Source organism: Sediminibacterium roseum (assembly GCF_009939005.1).
GTDB lineage: Bacteria > Bacteroidota > Bacteroidia > Chitinophagales > Chitinophagaceae > Sediminibacterium > Sediminibacterium roseum.
Window position 1 is genome coordinate 268,656 of the sequence record NZ_JAACJS010000011.1, and the last position, 17,167, is coordinate 285,822.

Genomic DNA, 17,167 nt, shown 5'->3' on the forward strand with positions numbered 1-17,167 from the left:
GGTGGAGGACAGTTGATGAATTGGCCGGTGCCGATTCATTTTAGGTACAAACACGGTTCCCGTTGCCGGTACACTGGTTGTTCGTACAAATATTGTTATAGTTGGTGGAAGATGTGGCACAACCGTTATTGGTACAAGACTGGTTCGTGCATGCCCAATCTGCCAGCGGTGGTTCTTCCGGTTCATTTCCGCCAAACATTGCGATACTCTGCATTTCTGTTATGTTCCACATGCCTTTCCCAGGATCCAACGGATCCTGCTCACCAGCAAGGCGTGACATCAGAACTTTGATCTTGGTCCCGTTCATAACTGTTTATTTAGGTTTAAAAATAAATTGACACTTTATTACTCACATGAACCATTGTTCGTACAATGATTGTTATTACAAAGGGTATTGCTTGCGTTTCCATGGCAGGTGTCGTTACTGCAACTGTCATTTTTCCCATCAACGCAAGTGGCGTTGTTACACGCTGAATTTGTGCAGTTCCCGTTAACCGTCGGCTCGTTTCCCCCGTACATCGCAAGCGCCATATTTTCGGAGATGTTAATAAATTGATCCCCTGGCAGCCCGTTACTGTTAAGAATTGAGGCCTTGAGTCGGGTGAGTTTTGACATAAAAAATGATTTTAATACCTTGAAGTTATATAAAAAAATTATATCTTGATTTTTTTATGAATATTTTATTTTTTATATAATAACTATCCCTACTATCGGATTTTTCAGGATATTTAACCTATCGTTATCCCACCAACCTATGAGAAAGATTTTAATATCTATTTGGCTTATTTCATGCGTCTTCGGAGCGGCACTGGCCCAGGTTTCTAAGGGAACGATCAAAGGACAGCTCGTCCAGGACGGCGGAACGAAGCCCGTGGCGCTGGCCACCATTACTGTTTTCAATGCAAAGGATACCTCCCTGATTACTTACAGGTTGAGCAACGACAATGGAGAGTTTTCAATACCTGACTTGCCACTGGGGCTTCCGCTGCGGATACTATTTACGCACGTAGGACGAAAAATCATAAGGCAGGAATTCACGATCAGTTCTGTTGCGGTTGTTTCGTTGGGTAAAGTGGTGATGCCTAAAGACACGGCATCGCTGGGCGAAGTGATCATAAGGGCCGAGATTCCCCCGGTAATTGTTCGCAATGATACGGTTGAGTTCAATGCCGCGGCTTTCAAAACGTTACCGAACGCATTGGTAGAGGATCTGCTCAAAAAACTGCCCGGCTTGCTTGTTGACCGGGACGGGAATATTACCTACAACAACAAACGGGTTAATAAAATCATGGTCGACGGACGCGATTTTTTTGGAAGTGATCCCAAGATTGCTTCGCGTAATCTTCCCGCCAACATCATTGATAAGATCCAGGTTACCGACGATAAGGATGCAAAATACATCAACCCTACTGCGCTTGAATGGGAAATACCACAGGTCATCAACCTGAAATTCAAGAAGGACATCAAGAAAGGATGGTTTGGTAAAGTGTTCGGAGGATATGGCACCCATAAACAGTACGAAGCAGGCGCAATGATTAATTCATTCCGCGACACGCTGCAGATGAGCTTCATCGGTTTTGCAAACAACATCAATAAAACGGGTTTCAGCTCCAAAGACCTATTAGAACTCGGCGGGTTCAACAGGAGCGGATTCAACAACATGAACGGCAATGGGTCGGGTGCGCTGAATATTGACGGGGTTTCGTTTGGGGGCGGAACAACAGGCAGAGCCAGCCAGGCTGGTCTCGGAACGAACATCAATACGATCCTTGGCAAAGGCGTTGTTTTCAACCTCCAGTATTTTTACGGTAATGAACATACCAATATCGACAGGTTGGTGAAAGCGGACCAGTTTATCAAAGACACTACTCTTTCAACCCTCTCTAAGTCGCTCACCACCGTAAACACCAATTCTCACCAGCTTTCCGCGTCGTTGCGTAAGGTGTATTCGCCTTCGCGCAATCTTTATTTCAAACCGACAGTCAATTACATAAATATGGCCAGTGACGCGGGCATATCAACTTCTGCGGTAACCAATAAAAACGGGTTGGTAAGTGTCGTGAACAATGCGGAAAATATACTGCGCAGCCGGTGGGAATACAGCCATGACCTGATCTATACCGATTCGCGTTTCAGGAAACCCGGAGGCGTGTTTCGCATTTCAAACAGCTTCTCAGCCTCCAACGGATTGTCAAACCAGTTTAACCGTTACGACGCAACCTATTACGTGTCAACCGCCGTTAGTACTTTTGTGACTCAACTGCGCAGAACGGACGCACCATCGTTCCTGTCGCGGTCAAATTTTTCTTATGCCAATCCCCTTTCGAAAAAAACCAGGCTGACGGGAATGGCTTCCATAGATAATTTTTCAGATGAACAGGATATCATAACGTTCAACAAAGAAAATACAACCAACGATTATACTGCTAAAGTTGATTCTGTTTCTGGGCAGTTCAGCCGCACCGGTTATAAAAGCCTTGTGAACGGTACATTGTCATGGACCATCAACAATGACCTGTTCCTGAATATCGGGGCCAACTGGCAATGGATTAATATACAGAATAAGTTTAAGGGTAAGCCCACCATCAGCCAGGATTACCATTACATCTGGCCCGCCGTACGGTTGCAACTGCGGCGCAATGTTTTGTCGTATAACGCCCGCACCATTGAGCCGCAGGCTGCAGACCTCCAGCCCGTACTGAACAACACCAACCCGCTTTTTCTTACACTCGGGAACATTTCCCTAAAGCCATACACGCTGCATACGATCGGTTTTACTACAGGCCAGTACGATGGAAGAAAACCACTTACTTTCAATATCGGCCTGACCTATACTATTTTCCAGGATGCCATCGTGAGGGCCAGGGCGATAGACAGCAAGGGCGTTCAATTTTCGCAACCGGTTAATGTGGATGGCGTTTCTTCATTCAGCATCTATGGCGGCGTGTCTGACCGGATCAAATTCAACAAAGACTGGACACTTGTTGCGCGGCTACTGAACACTTCCAGCTATTTCCACAATGTAGTGCTGGTAAACAACAAACGCAGTATTTCAGAAACCTTTACAAACACGCCTTCGATCGAGTTCAATTTCAACTGGAGGGACAAAATTGAATTTTATCCCAAATACAGCCTCGCAAACAACAATACCGCATATGAAGACCCGTCGTTTTCAAACCTGCATTACACGACACACCGCATAGAGAACGGCCTCGTGCTGCGCCTGGTTAAACGCCTGGTGTTCGAGGCCAGTGTGGACTACCAGTATAACCCAATGTTACCGGTCGGAATCAGAAAGGATATGACCCTGCTTAATGCAGCTGTGAATTATGTTTTCTTGAAAGACGACCGCGGGGTGCTGAAGCTCTCGGGTTATGACCTGCTCAATCAGAATACGGGCATCGCAAGGATGATTACCGAGAATATCATCCAGGTGACGGAGACACAACTGATCCGGCAATATTTTCTCATCAGTTTAACTTATAACATCAGGAAATTCGGCACCAAAACAGTGGGCGGCAAAGAGGGCCTTTTCAGATTATAAAAAAAATTTATTGAAAAAAATTTCCATTTATAGGCGTCATTACATATCTTTCTGTTGTTAATATGTGTAAGCTGGTGGCAGGGCTTCTGTTCTACGAATCGTCACTGTACTTTCACATCCTTATTCATAATAAATATCGACCTATGAAACAAAACAAGCTGGCCTCGCTGAAAGATCTTCTGAATTCAGAATCTTCCTTTCCCTCGGGGCAGGTCAATTTAAGCGACGCGTTTGCAGCCGCCATGTTCGGCGGGAACGAACCGGTACCGGGGCAGAACAATACCTGCGACAACTACAGTTGCCATCATGGGGTAAACGACGGCTGCACTAACTTTGTGTGCGGTGGTGACGATATGGGCAATATCAGTTGCAAAAACTCTTTTTGTTACTGATCCGAAAAATATTAACCTGCTTATTCATTTGCAAAAACTAATCGATGTCAAAAAAACTATACAGCCTTTTTGAAAAGCTGAATCAGGGAGTAGAGGGCCCTACGCAATCCGGGTATGAAAATATCTCAGATAAGACCTCACAGTTTATTTTGGGTGGAAATGAGCCGTTATCGAACAACAGCTGCACCAACGACCATTGTTCAAATGCCACCTGCTCAGCACCGGATACCAATGCTACATGTACAAATGGCGAATGTTCAACATCGAACGGCCAGGTCAACAACGGGTGCAAAAACACCTCCTGCTGACAAATAAACGGATGTATTTTTCGTACGTAAAGGCGATTAATGGTGGCTGCGGCTTCTCCCACCATTGGCCGCCTTTATTTTTTTAATTCCGGCGATCGGTTTTTCGACCGTTCCAACAAGGCTCCGGCAACCTGGAATTGGATCAACGAACGTGGATGATAAGCCGCCCCCGGGGGGGTAAATAAATAAGGTTCTCACTTTCGTGAAAACCTTACTACGAGGTCCCGAGCGGATTCGAACCGCTGTGGAAGCTTTTGCAGAGCTCTACCTAGCCACTCGGTCACAGGACCTATTATTAACCGTTTGGTTCCTTTCGGGGAGCGAAAATAAAGCAATCAAACTAAAATTAAAATTCTAAATCTGAAAACCCCGAAATTTGGCGGCTAACAACGACCCCATGAACAGGATAGCAGAAAGTGAATTGATCATCAACAGCCGCGGCGCGGTATACCATCTCGACGTAAGACCCGAAGAACTTGCCGAAATCATCATTACCGTTGGCGACCCCGACCGCGTGGCCGAGGTAAGCAAGCATTTCGATTCTGTAGAAACCAAACGCCACCACCGCGAATTTGTGACCCATACCGGGTACATTGGCAAAAAACGGGTGTCGGTCGTGTCAACCGGTATCGGAACAGACAACATCGACATCGTATTAAATGAACTCGATGCGCTTGCAAACATCGATTTTGAGAGCCGCACCATCAAACCGAAACTTACACAGCTCACCATCGTTCGCGTAGGCACCTCGGGCGCATTACAGGCCGATGTGCCGGTTGATGCTTTCGTGGCGAGCACCCATGGCATCGGCGTAGACAACCTACTGAATTTCTACCGCCAGGAAAACAACGAAGAAGAACTCCAGCTGGTGAGCGCTTTTGTTACGCATACCCAGATGGGCAGCAAAATGGCCACGCCCTATATCGCTTCTGCCGGCCCATCTGTACAAAAACATTTCGTGGATGGCTTCCACCACGGCATTACCATCACCTGCCCGGGATTTTACGGCCCGCAGGGAAGAGTGCTGCGCCTGGGCCTTACCAACCCAGACCTGGTAGACCAGCTCACCAATTTCCGGTACGGCAACCACCGCATCACCAATTTTGAAATGGAAACAAGCGGCATCTACGGCCTTGGCAAACTGCTCGGCCACCAATGCCTCAGCCTCAGCGCCATTGTAGCCAACCGCGTGCAGAAAGAATTCAGCAAAGACGGCGCAAAAGCAGTAGAGAACCTGATCGTAAAAACACTTGGCATCATCGGCGGCATCTAAGAGGCCATCACCCTCAATCCTTATCTTTACATCCATGACCCATACCTTTTACAAATACCAGGGAACAGGAAACGATTTTGTGATCTTTGACAACAGGGATGGAAAGATCACATTCACTACCGAACAGGTAAAACATCTCTGCGACCGCCGCTTCGGTATCGGGGCAGATGGACTGATGTTGCTGAACACACTGCCCGGGTACGATTTCGAAATGAAATATTACAACTCCGACGGCCGCGAAAGCAGTATGTGCGGCAACGGGGGGCGTTGCCTGACAAGGTTTGCACACGACAGGGGCATCCACCGCGACAATTATAAATTTCTCGCCGTAGACGGGGAGCATGAATCCACCCTCGGCGATCATGGCTGGATCAACCTGAAAATGAAAGATGTTTCAGGCATCCACAATTACCACGGCGATCATGTTCTCGACACAGGCTCGCCCCACTACGTAAAAAGCGTTGCCGATGTAAACAGCATGGATGTGTATGCCGAGGGCAGGGAGATCCGCTGCAGCAAAGACTTTGAGGCAAAAGGCATCAACGTGAACTTCGTGGAGTCTGACAACCGAAACATCATCGTAAGAACCTATGAACGTGGCGTGGAAGATGAAACCTACAGCTGCGGAACAGGTGTTACCGCCTCCGCCCTCGTATTTGCCCACAACGAGAACGGGTTCAACCGCATCGAAGTAAAAACAAGGGGCGGCCACCTGGCAGTAGAGTTCGACAAGACCGGGGAACAATCTTTCGAAAACATCTGGCTTTGCGGACCGGCGGTGTTTGTTTTCAAAGGAGAAATCGATATAATTAGTAATTAGGAATTAAGAATTAGAAATTGGTAACTATTAATGGTAATTAGGTTGGGGGAATTTATTAACACGTTCCGGTTTCACGATTCGTTATATTCACCGCGTAATTCAGTATTGTAGCAACGCTTAATATTGGCTACTGAATATTTACTTCTGATTTTTAATTTATAACTCCGTGATCCAGTACTTCAAAAACATAGAAGGCCAGACCCTCGAAATAGACAAGCCGGACATGGGCGTTTGGGTGAACCTTGTGCCGCCGTTCAAGGAAGAGGAATTTATTGAGCTGAGCGAGGACCTGGACATACCGATCGAGTTTTTGCGCGATTCACTGGATATAGATGAGCGTCCGCGTTACGAGGCCGAAGACAACGTAAAGTTCGTGGTCATCAAAACGCCTACGGAGAACAATTCTTTCAACGACAGCGATGCATTTTACATCACCATTCCCATCTGCATCATCTTAACACATACGCAGATCGTAACGGTGAACTCTTTCGACAATGGTGCGATCAAAAAATTTCTCAATTCGTTTCAGAAGCGCCATCCGGACAAGAAGAACATGATGGTGCTGAAAGTTTTTGAGAAGGTGGTGCAGAATTTCATGGAATTCCTCAAAGAGATCAACTACCGCCGCAACCAATATGAGAGCAGCCTGTACAACAGCAACAGCAACGAGGACCTGTTAAACCTGATGCGTATCCAGAAAAGCCTTGTTTATTTTGTAACTGCCTTGCGCAGCAATGAAATGCTGATGATGAAGCTGGAGCGCACCAACTTTTTAGGACTGAACGAAGAAGAACGAGAGTTCCTGCAGGATCTGATCGTTGATACAAGCCAGGCCCTCGAAATGGCGAATATCTACACCAACATCCTCAGCAGTACCATGGATGCCTTTGCCAGCATCATCAGCAACAACCTGAACAGTGTGATGAAAAGGCTCACATCGATCACCATCATTCTCTCACTGCCCATCCTGGTAACCAGCATTTATGGAATGAACGTGGATCATATCCCCTACCATACATCGCCCTACTCATTCTATATTCCGATCGTTTTGTCGGTGGCGATCTCGCTCATCATCTCCTGGTATTTCATGAAGAAAAAATGGTTTTAAACAATGGCGCTGTTCAACGTACGCGTTTATGGATTGCTGTTTGATGAAAATCGCCGCCTGCTCGTAAGCGATGAGTTCATCCGCGGCAACTATTACACCAAGCTTCCCGGCGGAGGACTGGAATTTGGCGAAGGAACACGCGATTGCCTGCGCAGGGAATTCATGGAAGAAACAGGGCTCGCCGTTGAAGTTACCGATCACATCTATACAACCGATTTCTTCCAGATCTCCGCATTCAACAATACCGACCAGATCATCTCCATCTACTACCGTGTTGAAGCGCCCTTCCCCATCTCTCTCGAAACAAAAACCACCGCCTTCGATTTCGCCCCCCACCAGGTGGCAAACCCAAACGGCGAATGCGAACTCTTCAGGTGGATCGATTGGGACGAACTGAATGAAGAGTGTATGTCGCTGCCGATTGATAAAGCGACAATAAAATTAATTAAGAACAAAACACCATTTTAGAATTAGGAATTAATAATTAGGAATTAATAATTGGGTAAATATTTAATTCCCGTCAACAACCACTAAAAATCTAAATTCCTAATTCCTAATTCCTAATTACTAATTACTAACTGCTTCCTTTTCCCATCGCTGTTTTCTTCATCTCCATCGCAGTCTCATGTCCTATATACCGGTCGATCCATTTTTCGATCAGGTAGATCAGTGGTGTGAGGAGTATGGCCATGGTGAATTTGTAGGCGTAGTTGACAAGGCAGATGGCCAATACCAATTGCCAGCTCCAGCCATTGCCGATCTTGAAAGCGATGAACAGTACAACAAAACTGTCTACCAACTGCGAAACCAGTGTTGAGCCTGTTGCACGCAGCCAGATCCATTTTTCACCGGTTGCTTTTTTGATCTTGTGGAAAACGGTTACATCTATGATCTGGCTCACCAGGAACGCAGTAAGGCTCCCGATGATGATCCACATGCCCTGGCCGAAAATCCCGCCAAACGCATCCTGCATGTTGGCAATGCCACTGTCCTGTTTGGAACCGATCCAGAAATCTGCGGGCGGGATCTTCATCGCCGCATAAAACATGATGAAAGCGTAAGTGATCAATACAACGGCCGTATAACTGATCCTGCGAACCGCTTTCGGCCCGTAATATTCATTCACGATATCGGTGATGATGAATTCAAGCGGCCAGAGCAAAACACCGCAGGTAAGGTTGAACGAAAGGCCGCTCTGCCCGAAAATGGTGAACCCCGAGGGCGCCATCCCAAATAATTTCTCAAGCGAAAAGATCTTGCCGCCGATGCATTCCGCGATCAACGCATTGGCAACAAAGAACGCCATGATGCCCAGGAAAAGCTTGGTGGGCCTGTCTTTCAGAATGGAATGTATCATTATGCAAAAACGATTTGAATGAGCACCTGCGCAATAAAGAACAGGATATTGGTTATGATGAGCCATGCGGGAACGCTCGTTGCCTTTCTCAGCAGGGCATTGATGAGGTAGGCAATGATCAATGAAAAGTTAATAAACACCGGCAGGATCCACCCCAACACCAGTACCGTTCCTTTTACCGCATCCGGCAAACCCGTCTCGGGTATGCGCTGAAACACAAGGCAGACAGCAAAAAGCAGGTTGCAGATGAGCGCCAGCCGCGACAAAAATAAAAGCCCCTTCATAAAAAATTTCGTTCAAAATACCATTAATTTGCTGCACTTAACCCGGAAACGATGAAAAATTTTCAATGGAAAAAATTGCTGCCACACGCCATCGCCGTGGTGGTTTTTATGGTGGTTGCCCTGGTTTACTGCAAACCCGTGCTCGACGGCAAAGTGATGAACCAGTCGGACGTAGCCAGCTGGAAAGCCATGGCGCAAAATTCTTTTGAATACCGTGAGAAGCACGGAGCGTTTCCCTTGTGGTCGAATGGATTGTTCAGCGGCATGCCCGCATTCCAGATCACCAGCGTGGGCACCAACCCCGTTTCCATTGTTGTAGTCGGAAATGTACTTTCATTGAACCTGCCCAAACCGGTGAGTTTCTTTTTCCTCGCCTGCGTGTGTTTTTATTTCCTGAGCCAGGTGCTTAAAACCAACCCTTATGTGGGTTTATTCGGCGCATTGGCTTACGCATATGCAACTTATAACCCGGTGATCATTTCTGCCGGCCACGACACAAAGATGCAGGCCATTGCCTACCTGCCTGCTTTCATCGCTTCCTTATTGCTCATCTATAACAAACGATATTTATGGGGAACGGCCTTAACAGCGCTGTTCACGGGTTTGCTTGTTTCAGCGAACCACCTGCAGATCACTTATTACGCCGTGCTCATTGCCGTATTCATGAGCGTGGGCATGGGCATCCAATGGATCAGGGCAAAAGACTTCAAACACCTTACCAAGGCCGCAGCTTTTGCAGTGATAGCTGCATTGCTTGGCATACTGGTCAATGCCGTGTCGTTGTTCAGCACCTACGAATATTCCAAAAGAACGATCCGTGGCGGAAGCGAACTGGCAGACGACAAAGGAGCCTCCTTCACCAAAACAGGGTTGAGCCAGGATTACGCACTCAGTTACAGTTTATACAAAACAGAGCCACTGGTAATGATGTTCCCGCGCATGTATGGCGGAAGCAGTTTTAACTTTGAGGTAGAACAGGAGAAATCAAAAGCCATCGAGGCGCTGCAACAGATGCCGCAGCAGCTGGCCTCCCAGGTGCAACAGGCTGGGCTGGCGCGTTTCTATTGGGGCGGTATCGATGGCGTGGGCACAGCCGGCCCGCCCTATGTTGGTGCGATCATCTGTTTCCTCGCATTGCTTGGTTTTGTATTGCTCGATGGAAAATACAAATGGTGGATCCTCGCCGCATGCATATTCACCATCATCCTGAGCTGGGGTAAATACTTCGATGGCTTCAGCCGGCTTATGCTCGACATACTCCCGATGTACAGCAAATTCAGGGCGCCAAGCATGATCATCGTTGTTCCTACGCTCTTGCTGCCCATGATGGCCATCATGACATTGGATACCATCCTGAAATACGATAACAAAGACATCCTCTTCCAACGCCTGAAAAAAGGAATGCTCTTCGTGGGCGGGGCATTTGTGGTTGCACTGCTTGTTTATGCCACTTCAGATTTTACGGCCGATGCGGACAGGAACGTACTCAAAACCGTATCAGAGATCCAGGACGCGCAACAACGTTCCGCAATAGAAACACCGATCCGCAGTTTCATCAATGGAATGAAGGAAGACCGCAAAGGCCTGTTCATGGGCGACATCCTGCGTTCGCTGTTGTTTGTTGTGATCGCAGCAGGCGCGATATGGGCGTATGTGAAAGGAAAAATGAATGCACTGGTTGCAACGATCCTTGTTGGCGTATTCGCATTTATCGATGTGATCACGATAGATACCAAGTACCTCAATGCTGATCATTTTGTTGATAAAACAGATACGGAAAACACATTCAGGCCAACGCCTGCCGACCAGCAGATCATGGCAGACACAGGATATTACCGCGTGTTCGATGTTTCTTATGGCGTGAGAGAGGCGTTCAACGGCGGGCCGGTTACCTCCTATTTCCACCATTCGATCGGTGGGTACCACCCGGCCAAACTCAGCATTTACCAGGACCTCATCGAAAAACAACTCTACAACTTCCCGAACTGTTTGCCTGTGATCGATATGCTCAACGTGAAATACGTGATCACATCGCAACAGCAGAACAACCAGGGACTGCAGGCACAGGTAAACCCGGAAGCGCTGGGACCCGTATGGTTTGTAAAAGCGCTCGACTTCAAAAAAGGGCCAGCTGCGGTTATGGCGGCGCTTACCAGCTTCAACCCGAAAGACACAGCGGTGCTGGACGAAGCGGTGAAAGGGAACTTAACAGCAAGCGCACAGCGCGACAGCACGGCGTTCATCAAAATGCTGTTCAACGACAATGATGTGGTCGCTTACCAGTCGTCTTCAAAAAATACAGAGTTCGCTGTATTCAGCGAGATCTATTACGATGCGGGCTGGATCGCGAAGATCGATGGCAAAGAGGCGCCGATCGTTCGCACCAATTATGTATTGCGCGGGTTACAGGTTCCTGCCGGTAACCATTCGATCGTGTTTGAGTTCAAACCCAAATCATTCATCAACAGCAACCGGGCAGGCATCGGCGCTTCCGTGGTCATCTGGTTATTGCTCATCGGCGCCCTGATCGCAAGCTTCCGTAAACCAAACGAAACGGCTTAATGGAGAAACCATCTGTACTGGGTATCATATCATACAAAGTATTTCCTGCGCAGATGGGCGGACAGAAGTGCGCAAGCCAATTTTATGCGCACCTCGCCAGGTACACAAAAGTTGTGCTCGCGGTTTCAAAAGACAATACGGCCGTTGATGAAACGGTAAAGAACATTCACCCGATATTATACCACCACCGCTGGGGTTTTGCCAACCTGCTGCGCGTGTTCCGCCTGCGTAAACTCATCAAACAGGAAAACATTGATGTGGTCTGCATCGACCACTCCTACCTGGGCTGGCTGGGCGTTGTATTGCGGTGGCTTACGAAAAAGCCTTTCGTTATCCATTCACACAATATAGAAGCGCACCGTTTCCGCGATATGCACAAAAGTTTGTGGCGCGTGTACATGGTGTATGAAAAATGGGCGCACCGCAAGGCGGATCATTCTTTTTTCATCACGGAGGAAGACCGGCAATGGGCCATCGGGCATTACGAATTGGAGGCAGGCAGGTCGTCCGTTGTTACCTGCGGAACAACCATCAGTGAAGCCATCGCACAAAACGAGCGGCTGGGTTTCCGCAACCAGCTCATTGCAGAACACCACCTGCGGAACGATACACGGTTGTTCCTCTTCAACGGCACACTCGATTATTTACCAAATACAGATGCACTGCGCATCATTGTTACAGAACTGCTTGGGCTGCTTCAGGCGATGCGCTTCCCCTTCCGCATATTTGTTTGCGGAAACAAGCTCAGCGGTAAATGGCAGCGTGTGCTCGCCGGTTACCCGGAGATCATTTACAAAGGCTTTGTGAACGACATCGGCATGTACTGCAAAGGAACCGACTGCATGATCAATCCCGTTACCCTGGGTAGTGGCATCAAAACCAAACTTGTGGAGTCGCTTGCCTACAACCAGCCCTGTATCTCTACAGAAAGCGGCGCAAAAGGGATCCCGGTTGAAACGGCTGGCCCCAATCTCGTGGTGGTGCCCGATTACGACTGGCCCGCGTTTGCCAACAGCATGCGCGTGAAAAGCATGATGGTGGTGCAGGCAGACACGCTGCCCGCATTTTACCAAATGTTCAGCTGGGACGCCATTGTACAAAAAGCGCTGTTATCTTTGCAAACCTTATGACCAACGCGCTGAAAATATCTGTGGTGATCTGTACCTATAACCGTGCTGCGTATATCAAAGACGCCATGGATAGCCTGTACGGGCAAACGCTGCCGCATGAACATTTTGAGGTGATCGTAGTCAACAACAATTCAACCGACGGCACGCAACAGGTCTGCGAATCGTTTATAGCCACACACAGCGATGCACAGTTTTATTATTTCAACGAACCCAGGCAGGGCGCTTCTTTTGCAAGGAATACAGGCGCAGCCGCTGCCAGGTCGCCCTTGCTTTGCTTTATGGATGATGATGCCGTAGCGGATCCGGATTACCTCGAACGCATTGTGACTTTTTTTGAAACGCATCCCGATGCCGGAGGCCTGGGCGGGAGGATCATACCGAAATACATCCCGTCGGAACCCGTATGGATGAGCCATTACGTGTCATCGCTGGTTGGTCATTTTCATTACAGCGATGAAGTAAGCGAGTTCGCTCCCACCAAATACCCGCTCGAATCGAACATGATCATACGCAAAAAAGATTTCGATGCGATCAACGGTTTCAATGCGGCCCTCCCCGGCGTGGTAGGCACCTTACGCATCGGCGGTGAAGGAAAGGATTTTTTCCTGCGGCTGAAACAATTGGGGCGCACCGTTTATTACGATCCCGCCATACGCGTACAGCACGTGGTAGAAACCGCCAAGCTAACACGCGAGTATATGTACCGCGTGGCCAGCGGCATCGGCAGGGGCGAGCGCGTACGGATGAAACAAAAAGGCGGATGGGCGTTTTTTAAAAAGATCGTCGAATACATTTTTAAACTCGGCGCATCGGTTGTACTTGGAATAAAATATACATTGCAGGGCAAACCACAGCGCGCCATGCCGGTGATCCGCTTCAGGATAGATGCGCTGAAAGGTTTGCTGAACCATTGATCAAAACAAAGCCAAAGAAATATGAGCTTCCCGTCAAAATTTGAAAGAAAAGTAAAAGGAACACTGAGCCGCTGGTTCGGGATCACCTTTCAATCGCGTTCAGAAACCTCGAAAGTGCGCAACTGGGTGCTTCCGTATTGCGAGGGACATGGATGCGACGTAGGTTTTGGCGGGGACAAGATCAAAAAAACGGATTGCGAAGGGATCGATTTCCCCCAGCCTTATACCAAAACGGGTACCGATAAGGTAGACATCGGTGTTGACGTGATCAACAATGAGATCCCTGTGGCAGACAACACATACGATTACGTGTATACCAGTCACCTGATCGAAGATTTTGTAGACACCAAAGACGCCCTGCGCAAATTCATCCGCATCCTCAAAAACGGCGGCAACCTCATCCTTGTGTTCCCCGATCAACCCAAATACAAAGCGATGTGCGATGCGGCCGGCATACCGATGAACCCCTACCACATTCACGCAGATATGGGCTACGATTTCATGATGAAAAAGATCAATGAGCTCGAAGGCATTTCTTACGACATACTTTTCCAGAGCAACTGCGAGATCGATTACAACGTGGTGATCGTTCTGAAGATCAGGAAAAGCGCATAACCGGCCTGCCCAAGCCGGTCTGTGTCTGTCTGTGTCCATCCGTGCAACCTGTGGCAACCCTTTTTCCCGTATTTTCGCGCCAAACAATGCCCTTTGGGAAGACTACGAAAGATATTGATGGCATGGAAAACGGAATTTGATGTGGCCCAGAAAGAATCCCGTTTTGTAAATGCATTGCGGCATGTGCCCGACCTGTTGCACCCCGAGATAGAGGGCGACGAGGTAAATTTTTCGCACAGCGGCCATACGGGCGATGTGATCTACGCGATGCCTGCCATGTATGCGCTCGCAAAAGGACGGAAGATCAATCTCTACCTGCGGCTCAACCAGCCCGCCACCGAGTTCACCAAAAAAATGCGCCATCCCAACGGCAACGTGATGCTCACCGAAAAAAGCGTGAAACTTTTTGCACCGCTTCTTTCAAAACAGCCGGGTATCAACACGTTTGCGGCGCTGGGCAATGAGAAGGTGCATTACGACCTCTCCATGTTCAAGGCCTTCCCTTTTGATTACCGGATGAGCAGCATCACACGTTATTTTCTTTTTACGTTTGGCGTTTCCTTCCCGCTTGATCAACCCTGGCTGCAGGTAACACCGGATGCCTCCTTCAACGATGCGGTGGTACTGGCGCGCAGCAGCCGTTACCGTACGCCCGGCATCGATTACAGCATCCTGCAGAAGTACCCGCGCGTTGTGTTTGTGGGTTTGCCCGACGAGTTTGAAGACATGCGCCCGCATGTTCCGCATATGGAATACAAAAGTGTGAACGATTTTCACGAACTGGCAGCGGTGATCGCAGGGAGCAGGCTGTTCATCGGCAACCAATCCTTTCCTTTTGCATTGGCAGAAGCGCTGAAGGCAAACCGTTTGCTGGAAGTGTATTACCAATGCCCGAATGTAATTGCCGAGGGCCCCGGCGCGCATGAGTTCTGCTACCAGCCGCAATTTGAAAAAATGCTGGGCGAACTGCTGGATAAATAAATTCAACACAAAACCACGACCATGAGAAAACTGATCCGCAATTTATTAAACAAGGTAGGCTATGATCTTGTGAAGGTAAATGTGCACGACGACAGCAAGGCCCACAAAATAAGCAAGGTGAAAGTGGGTAACTACCTGATCGATATGCCCGGCAACAACGTACAGATCAGCACTTACAAATACAGGCCCGATGCAAACAACCTGCTGGGCATTTTAGCACTTTGCGTTTCAAAAAAATACCCGGGCCTTACCGTGATCGATATCGGCGCAAATGTGGGTGATACCATTGCCGTGATCAAGACTGCTATTGAAGTGCCGGTGATCGGCATCGAGGGCGACCCGGTTTCTTATAAGTTCCTGGAAAGAAATGCGGGCCAATTTCAAAACCTCACCATCCTCAAACAATTCCTGGGTGAGAAAAAACAGACCATGCATGTTGAGCTTGAAAAAAGCGGGTGGAACACAACGCTCATTCCTTCGGAAGGCAAAGGACAGGAGTTGACCTTGCTTACGCTGGATGAATTGCTCGAACAGCAAAAACTATCAACCCGCGAGATCAAGGTGTTGAAAGTGGATTGTGAAGGTTTCGATACGATCATTTTAAGGGGTGCAACGGCCCTGCTGCAAACGCAGAAACCGGTTGTCTTTTTTGAATACAACAAAACAAACATGAATGCCATCAACGAAGATGGTATGTCAACCCTCCTCTCACTTGAGCAATACGGCTACAGGTCCGTTATGTATTTCGATAATTACGGCCGCTATATGCTCACAGCTCCCATCCACAACCATTCATTGATCGGCGAACTGCACAACTATACAGAAGACGGCGTGAGCCAGGTAGGCTATTACGATGTTTGTTTGTTTCACGAGAACGACGGCGAACTGCAGGATGCATTCACCAAAACCGTACGGCCTGCATAGAATCCCTGCTTAAAGGCTCACACTCCTGGGGTGCCCGTTCTTTGTGTAAAGGAAATACCTCGGCTCTTCGTAATGGTTCTCGGCAGTGAATGGGCCGGTGAATTTTCCGGCAACGATGTCCTCCCTTACAAAGAATGCATTCAAGCCCGCAAACGAACTGCCTACAAGCTTATACCCTTTTTCTTCACCCAGTTTTTCGAGGGCGGTAAGGCTTGCGCCGAAATTGCTGGTCTTATCCCACATGGCATTGGCATCATAGTCCACAACAAAATGGTCGCCGGGCAAGAAGATGGAATTGTATTCGATGATAACCACGCGCGGTTTGTAGTGGGTGATCGCTTTCCAGATATAATAATCGTTGCGGTCAATATCGATCGATAAAAGATCAAACTCCGCGGGCACACCGCCCTGCGCAAAAAGCGACTCAATGTTTTCTGCAGTAATGAAACTGGTAAGAACCGTTAACCGTTTTGCAGCAACCGCTTTTGAAAAGAGACGGTTGATGGTGGCAGTATAGTCAGGGCTCCCGTCGATCCACAAACCTTTCCAGTCTTTGTGCAACAGGTAAGTGGTATTTGTTTCGATCCCTGTTTCCACGCCAAACTCAACAAAATATTTATTGGTGGTGCCGATGCGGTCGAAGATCTCTTTCAGAATCCCATCCTCACCAAACTGCGAGAATACCTGTTTTTCATAGATGGGCATTCGGTCGTTCTGCCTGTACCTCGGGTTCTCAAACAGGTTGCGTTGCAGGTAATTCTGCACTTCGAGCGTATGAAGCTGGAACAGTTTTGTATCCATCTGTTCGAGGTAAAGCGTGCGGCGCAGTTTTGTATACAGTTTGTTCTTCAACCGGCTGAAATATCCCATGGAATTGTACTTTTGAAGCGATCAGAAAAGAGGCCAAATATAGATACAAAAGCCCAATAATTAAAGAGCGCGGATGAGGGCCGCG

16 protein-coding genes and 1 tRNA gene are annotated in these 17,167 nt (G+C 48.1%); 12 read left to right on the plus strand and 5 right to left on the minus strand.

Annotated elements, in window-relative coordinates:
* Nucleotides 1–40: 40 nt before the first annotated feature.
* Complete coding sequence (locus GWC95_RS06480) at nt 41–307, minus strand: hypothetical protein (RefSeq protein ID WP_161817874.1); 267 nt, start codon at nt 305–307, stop codon at nt 41–43.
* Nucleotides 308–754: 447 nt separating this feature from the next.
* Here GWC95_RS06480 and GWC95_RS06485 point away from each other — a divergent pair, with 447 nt between their 5' ends.
* Nucleotides 755–3,544: an outer membrane beta-barrel protein gene (locus GWC95_RS06485; RefSeq protein ID WP_161817875.1), complete on the plus strand. Its 2,790-nt coding sequence runs from the start codon at nt 755–757 to the stop codon at nt 3,542–3,544.
* A gap of 143 nt (nt 3,545–3,687) precedes the next feature.
* The gene (locus GWC95_RS06490) at nt 3,688–3,936 is read left to right on the plus strand and encodes a hypothetical protein (RefSeq protein WP_161817876.1); all 249 of its coding nucleotides are present in this window, start codon (nt 3,688–3,690) and stop codon (nt 3,934–3,936) included.
* Nucleotides 3,937–4,463: 527 nt separating this feature from the next.
* On the opposite strand, the gene GWC95_RS06495 is transcribed toward GWC95_RS06490, so the two are convergent.
* Nucleotides 4,464–4,534: transfer RNA gene (locus GWC95_RS06495), tRNA-Cys, on the minus strand.
* 107 nt (nt 4,535–4,641) lie between these two features.
* Here GWC95_RS06495 and GWC95_RS06500 point away from each other — a divergent pair.
* The 4 genes from GWC95_RS06500 (at nt 4,642) to GWC95_RS06515 (ending at nt 7,913) form a co-directional block, all read left to right on the plus strand.
* Nucleotides 4,642–5,517, plus strand: a complete 876-nt coding sequence (locus tag GWC95_RS06500) for a nucleoside phosphorylase (protein WP_161817877.1) — start codon at nt 4,642–4,644, stop codon at nt 5,515–5,517.
* Between the two features lie 34 nt (nt 5,518–5,551).
* Entirely contained in the window at nt 5,552–6,337 is a 786-nt protein-coding gene (gene dapF, locus GWC95_RS06505) for a diaminopimelate epimerase (RefSeq protein WP_161817878.1), read from the plus strand.
* Nucleotides 6,338–6,503: 166 nt separating this feature from the next.
* Nucleotides 6,504–7,445, plus strand: coding sequence for a magnesium transporter CorA family protein (locus GWC95_RS06510; RefSeq protein ID WP_161817879.1), 942 nt, complete (start codon nt 6,504–6,506; stop codon nt 7,443–7,445).
* Nucleotides 7,446–7,448: 3 nt separating this feature from the next.
* The gene (locus GWC95_RS06515) at nt 7,449–7,913 is read left to right on the plus strand and encodes an NUDIX domain-containing protein (RefSeq protein ID WP_161817880.1); all 465 of its coding nucleotides are present in this window, start codon (nt 7,449–7,451) and stop codon (nt 7,911–7,913) included.
* Between the two features lie 106 nt (nt 7,914–8,019).
* Here the strand turns inward: GWC95_RS06515 and GWC95_RS06520 are convergent, their stop codons facing one another.
* Together GWC95_RS06520 and GWC95_RS06525 are read right to left on the minus strand one after the other, a co-directional pair.
* On the minus strand, nt 8,020–8,802 hold the full coding sequence (locus GWC95_RS06520; protein ID WP_161817881.1) for a queuosine precursor transporter: 783 nt from the start codon (nt 8,800–8,802) through the stop codon (nt 8,020–8,022).
* Nucleotides 8,802–9,086, minus strand: coding sequence for a hypothetical protein (locus tag GWC95_RS06525; protein WP_161817882.1), 285 nt, complete (start codon nt 9,084–9,086; stop codon nt 8,802–8,804). The genes GWC95_RS06520 and GWC95_RS06525 overlap by 1 nt, the downstream gene beginning before the upstream one ends.
* A 51-nt stretch (nt 9,087–9,137) precedes the next feature.
* On the opposite strand from GWC95_RS06525, the gene GWC95_RS06530 reads away from it, so the two are divergent.
* From GWC95_RS06530 to GWC95_RS06555, 6 genes are all read left to right on the plus strand, one after another.
* Entirely contained in the window at nt 9,138–11,648 is a 2,511-nt protein-coding gene (locus tag GWC95_RS06530; RefSeq protein ID WP_161817883.1) for a YfhO family protein, read from the plus strand.
* Nucleotides 11,648–12,778: a glycosyltransferase family 4 protein gene (locus GWC95_RS06535; protein ID WP_161817884.1), complete on the plus strand. Its 1,131-nt coding sequence runs from the start codon at nt 11,648–11,650 to the stop codon at nt 12,776–12,778. Before GWC95_RS06530 ends, GWC95_RS06535 begins: the two co-directional genes overlap by 1 nt.
* The gene (locus tag GWC95_RS06540) at nt 12,775–13,692 is read left to right on the plus strand and encodes a glycosyltransferase family 2 protein (protein WP_161817885.1); all 918 of its coding nucleotides are present in this window, start codon (nt 12,775–12,777) and stop codon (nt 13,690–13,692) included. Before GWC95_RS06535 ends, GWC95_RS06540 begins: the two co-directional genes overlap by 4 nt.
* Nucleotides 13,693–13,713: 21 nt before the next feature.
* Complete coding sequence (locus GWC95_RS06545; protein ID WP_161817886.1) at nt 13,714–14,307, plus strand: class I SAM-dependent methyltransferase; 594 nt, start codon at nt 13,714–13,716, stop codon at nt 14,305–14,307.
* Nucleotides 14,308–14,400: 93 nt separating this feature from the next.
* Nucleotides 14,401–15,288, plus strand: coding sequence for a glycosyltransferase family protein (locus GWC95_RS06550; RefSeq protein ID WP_161817887.1), 888 nt, complete (start codon nt 14,401–14,403; stop codon nt 15,286–15,288).
* Nucleotides 15,289–15,309: 21 nt separating this feature from the next.
* A complete protein-coding gene (locus tag GWC95_RS06555) occupies nt 15,310–16,212 on the plus strand; it encodes an FkbM family methyltransferase (protein ID WP_161817888.1) in 903 nt (300 codons plus the stop codon).
* Nucleotides 16,213–16,221: 9 nt separating this feature from the next.
* Here GWC95_RS06555 and GWC95_RS06560 read toward each other — a convergent pair whose 3' ends face one another.
* Nucleotides 16,222–17,082, minus strand: coding sequence for a class I SAM-dependent methyltransferase (locus GWC95_RS06560; RefSeq protein WP_161817889.1), 861 nt, complete (start codon nt 17,080–17,082; stop codon nt 16,222–16,224).
* Nucleotides 17,083–17,167 lie beyond the last annotated feature (85 nt).